This window comes from Microbacterium sp. zg.Y909 (assembly GCF_024626565.1).
This window is the reverse complement of the sequence record NZ_JANJFJ010000366.1, coordinates 1-4394: the sequence shown is the minus strand read 5'-3', so window position 1 is coordinate 4394 and position 4394 is coordinate 1. Positions and strand designations below refer to the sequence as shown.

The 4394-nt window shown below is 69.7% G+C and carries 5 protein-coding genes; all 5 read right to left on the bottom strand.

Features of this window, described 5'->3' with window-relative positions:
- Positions 1 to 80 precede the first annotated feature (80 nt).
- The gene (locus NQ160_RS19315; RefSeq protein WP_257516737.1) at positions 81 to 542 is read right to left on the bottom strand and encodes a MarR family winged helix-turn-helix transcriptional regulator; all 462 of its coding nucleotides are present in this window, start codon (positions 540 to 542) and stop codon (positions 81 to 83) included.
- A 10-nt stretch (positions 543 to 552) separates the two neighbouring features.
- Positions 553 to 2202: an MDR family MFS transporter gene (locus NQ160_RS19310; RefSeq protein ID WP_374113681.1), complete on the bottom strand. Its 1650-nt coding sequence runs from the start codon at positions 2200 to 2202 to the stop codon at positions 553 to 555.
- Positions 2203 to 2492: 290 nt separating this feature from the next.
- Positions 2493 to 3143, bottom strand: a complete 651-nt coding sequence (locus NQ160_RS19305; RefSeq protein ID WP_257514287.1) for a YqaJ viral recombinase family protein — start codon at positions 3141 to 3143, stop codon at positions 2493 to 2495.
- Between the two features lie 92 nt (positions 3144 to 3235).
- Positions 3236 to 3943, bottom strand: a complete 708-nt coding sequence (locus tag NQ160_RS19300; RefSeq protein WP_257516735.1) for a hypothetical protein — start codon at positions 3941 to 3943, stop codon at positions 3236 to 3238.
- A 1-nt stretch (position 3944) separates the two neighbouring features.
- Positions 3945 to 4088, bottom strand: coding sequence for a hypothetical protein (locus NQ160_RS19295; protein WP_257516734.1), 144 nt, complete (start codon positions 4086 to 4088; stop codon positions 3945 to 3947).
- Positions 4089 to 4394 lie beyond the last annotated feature (306 nt).

The following is a 4394-nucleotide window of genomic DNA, read 5'->3' as shown; positions in this document are numbered from 1 at the left end:
GGCCGAGACCGTGGGAAACAACCATGGTCTCGGCCGCCAGACAGGGTCTCACGGTTGCGAAGCCGGGAAAGCGGGTCCCGTCAGGCCGGCGGCGTGCCGGTCGTCAGGGCGCGCAGCAGTTCGGTGAGGTTGCGGATGTCGCCCAGATCCCAGTCCTCGAGCGCTGCGTGCAGCGTGCCTTGATGCGGCGCACGGGCCGCGGCCAGGCGCGCCAGTCCCTCGGGGGTCGGGGACAACAGGCTCGATCGGCCGTCCGCGGGATCCGGCGCGCGCGTGACCAGCCCCAGATCCTCGAGCTCGCGCACGGTGCGGCTCAGCTGTCCCTTGTCGACCGCGAGGATCTCGGCCAGGGCAGCCTGCGTCACCGGCTCGCAGCGCACGATGCTCGTGAACACCTTGTAGGCGCCGGGCAGCATGCCGGGACTCACCCGGTCGGCGTTCTCGGTGATGATCTTGCGGAAGCGGACGATCAGCTCGCTGAACTCCCCTTCCAGGGCCCGCACCGCCTCGGCGCGTTCCTCGGAGGTCTCCTCGCTCGTCATCGTGACCACCCTACCGGCGCGCATCGCGGGGGCCGGATGCCTCGTCTGCGGCATCCGTGGTGGCCGCGGCATCCGTCGGGTCCACGACATCCGTCGCGTCCACGACGCGGTTGGATGCCGTGAGGGAGCTCATCCCCTCGGGAACCGAGACCGTCGCGAAGTCGGCCTCCGCGGCGTGCAGGCGCTCGGTGGTGGTCATCGAGGTCAGCGGCGTGCGCGGGAGGAAGACGATCGCGACGAGGCTGACCACGGCGAACGGCACCGCGATGAGGAAGGCGCGCGAGATGCCGTTGGCGTACATCTGCTCGAAGATCACCCGCAGCGCGGGGGGCATGGTCGCGACGGAGGGGAGGGCGCCGGTCTGCAGCTGGGCGGCCCAGACCGGGCCCTGCTCGCCGAGGCTCGCCAGGGCGGCGGCGATGTCGTCGGCGCGCTCGGCGACGAGCTCGGTGACGCGCGAGGCGAGGGCGGCGCCCATCACCGACACGCCGATCGTGCCGCCGAGGCTGCGGAAGAACGTCACTCCCGAGCTCGCGACGCCGATCTGGGAGGGCTTGGCGGTGTTCTGCACCACCAGCACGAGGTTCTGCATCGTCATGCCCACGCCCGCACCCAGCAGGAACATGTAGATCGACACGAGCGTGAAGTCGGTGTCGTACTCGATCGTCGACAGCAGCGTCGAGCCGGCGGTCAGCAGGACGGCACCGATCACCAGGAACGCCTTCCAGCGGCCCGTCTTGGTGATCAGCGCGCCGATGCCCATCGACGAGATCAGCAGGCCAGCGATCATCGGGATGGTCATGATGCCGGCTTCGGTGGGCGTCGCGCCGCGGGCGAGCTGCATGTACTGGCTGAGGTAGACCGACGCACCGAACATCGCGATGCCGGTGGCGATCGAGGCGATGACCGACAGCGTGAAGGTACGGTCGCGGAAGAGGGTCAGCGGGATCAGCGGCTCAGGCGAGCGCAGCTCGACCCACACGAACAGGGCGGCGCCGACGATCGCACCGCCGAGCATGAGTGCCGTCTCGACGCTCCACCACTCGAACGAGTCGCCCGCGAGCGACACCCAGATCAGCAGCAGCGACACCGAGACCGAAAGGAGCACGATGCCGAGGTAGTCGATGCGGGCCTTCTGCTTCGGCCGCGGCGGCACGTGCAGGTTGCGCTGCACGATGAGCAGGGCCGCGACCGCGACGGGGAGGGCGACGAAGAAGTTCCAGCGCCAGCCCCAGGCATCCGTGATGAGGCCGCCCAGGAGCGGACCGCCCACGGTTGCGACGGCCATGACGGCGCCGAACAGGCCCATGTAGCGGCCGCGTTCGCGCGGGCTGATGATGTCGGCCATGAGCACCTGGCTGAGGGCGGCGAGGCCGCCGGCGCCGATGCCCTGAAGTGCCCGGAAGGCGATGAGCGTCTCGGGGTTCTGCGAGAACCCGGCGGCCGCGGTGGCGAGGACGAAGATCACGATCGCCAGCTGGTAGAGCACCTTGCGATTGGTGAGGTCGGCCAGCTTGCCCCAGATGGGCGTGGAGATCGCGGTCGTGAGCAGTGTCGCGGTGACGACCCACGTGAACGCGGTCTGGCCGCCGCCGAGGTCGTGCAGGATGACCGGCAGCGACGTCGACACCACCGTCGAGGCGAGCATCGACACGAACATGCCCAGGAGCAGCCCCGAGAGGGCTTCGAGGACGCGGCGGTGGGCGAGCTTCTCCGCGGCGGCGGCGGGATCGTTCGGGCGGGGGGACTTCGGCACGGGTCTCCTTGGAATGGATGCGAGACGGTGCGACGACGTTGGCGACCGGAAGTTGATGGACATCAACGGTTGAGATGGATCAACTGTATCTCCAGGGTTGACGTGAGTCAACCATTTCGGCGGAGGAAGGGTCGCTAACGCCGTGGGCGGGTGCTCACTCGGGGACGCGAATACTCACTCGGGAACGCGAGTACTCACTCGGCGAGGGCGAGGGCGCGGAAGGGCTCGCGCGGTGCGGTCGGCGGGGCGACGAGGGTGCGGCGCTGCATCGTGCGGTGGTAGAGCTCGTCGATGAGGGCGGTGGCGAGCTTCACCAGCTTGCCGATCTCGTACTCGTCGCGGTCCACCCATGCGCACCGCGGCTCGTCGCCGACGGGCACGAAGTCCACGTGCTGCTCCCAGGTCACGAGCGTGCGCTCGGCGCCGAGCACGTGCTGCTGCCACCACACCTGACGCAGGTAGGAGCGCGGAATCGACCGCCAGTGCTTGTTGGTCGTCTTGATCTCGGCCAGGATCACCCGGCCGTTCTTGTCGAGTCCGACGCCGTCGGGCGTGGCCAGGTGCCGTTTCTCGACCACGGCGTGGAACAGCGCCGACGACGGTTGGATGCCGTGGGTCGCGGCGACCCAGCGGGCGATCTCCGGCTCGCGGCGGCGGCCGTGATCGGTGTAGGCGTTGCCCGAGAATCCCGACCCCAGCAGCTTGGCGTCGGCGGCGCGGGCGATCGCCTTCTCGGATGTCAGTGCCGCGACATCCGTCGCCGTGATGCCGCGCGAGCGCGCCCGCACCCACGCCACGCGGTCGCGGGAATCCGCGACGATGCGAGCGGAGAGTTCGGGGGTCACACATCGACCCTAACCCCGGCCGTCGACGGCATCCGCCCTCCACGCCGCTCGGCGGCGGGTCGGATCTCGTCGGCCGGGCGCGCCGCCGCCGCTCAGGTGCGGGCGCGGCGCATCCGCCGCTCGTAGCCCAGTGGATCGCGATGGCTGTAGCCCACCTGAATGCGCTGGATGCCACCGAACTGCCCGATCGTCACCGCCACGAACAGCACCGACCACAGCACCGCGATGACCGCGAGAGTCGGGTCGGGGTCGACGGCGGTGGCGTAGAAGATCATCGACAGCGAGAACGCCGCCGCCAGAAATGCGCCCACCGATGAGATCACCCGGATGAGCAGGTCGGGGGAGTAGGCGAGGAAGCGCACCGCGAAATAATCACCCGGGACGGGACGGCGCGCGCCCGACAGGTACGGCAGCGCTGCCCAGAAGGCCGTGGCCCGGGCAAGGCGCCGCCCCGACCGATGCAGCCGCCACAGCAGCAGAGTCGAGGGCAGTGCGAGCGCAAGGGCGATCACGACACCGACGGCGCCGGAGAGTGCAGCCGTCGCCGGATCTGTGGGCGCCACCGACAACCCGAAGCCGGCGAAGATCGCGGCCAGCCCGGCGGCGGCATCCCCCGCCGTGCCGAGCAGCCCGAGCAGCCACCGTGACGTCCGGCCGTAATCCGCCCGCACGGCCTCGGTGGCCGCGTCCACGCCGGCGATGTTCATGCCCGGCGGCACGGTGGCGACCTCGCCCGCGGCCCGTGCGCGCTCGGCCGTTTCCACAAGGCGGAGCGTCGCGCGCTGGATCATTGCGAACACGTCAGTCTCCTGCGGGGACGGAAGCGGCCAGAATCTCGGGCCCGGGGTAGGCCGGCACCTCCTGGTCGGGATCGAGCACGATCGTGGAATCCAGTGCGAGCGCGGCGTAGGGCGCAAGGGCGTCGAGGTGTGCGGGATCCGGCATCAGCTCTCCTCCCTGCCCCCGCTCAGCGTAGGGACGGTGCGGGGAGAGGGGGATGGGGAGAAGTCCCCAATTCGCGGGACCATGGCGGATTTTGCCGCATGGAGCGTACGACGTATGCTGGGACACAAGCCAAAGACCGTCGGTCATCGGTGTGCGCGCAAGCGCATCACGATCGAAGCTCTGCACTGCAGGGGCCCACGCAGGTGTACAGAACGATTCTCAGGAATTCAGCTCCGTGCGCTTGCGCCGGAGCTTTTTTGTTGTGAGGGAGCGACGGGCTGAGGTCGACGCCCGCCACCGCGGAGC

What these genes read in the sequence shown, in the direction of transcription:
- NQ160_RS19315 (WP_257516737.1), bottom strand. Translation starts at nt 542, where the DNA reads ATGACGAGCGAGGAGACCTCCGAGGAACGCGCCGAGGCGGTGCGGGCC.
- NQ160_RS19310 (WP_374113681.1), bottom strand. Translation starts at nt 2,202, where the DNA reads ATGTTCGTGTCGATGCTCGCCTCGACGGTGGTGTCGACGTCGCTGCCG.
- NQ160_RS19295 (WP_257516734.1), bottom strand. Translation starts at nt 4,088, where the DNA reads ATGCCGGATCCCGCACACCTCGACGCCCTTGCGCCCTACGCCGCGCTC.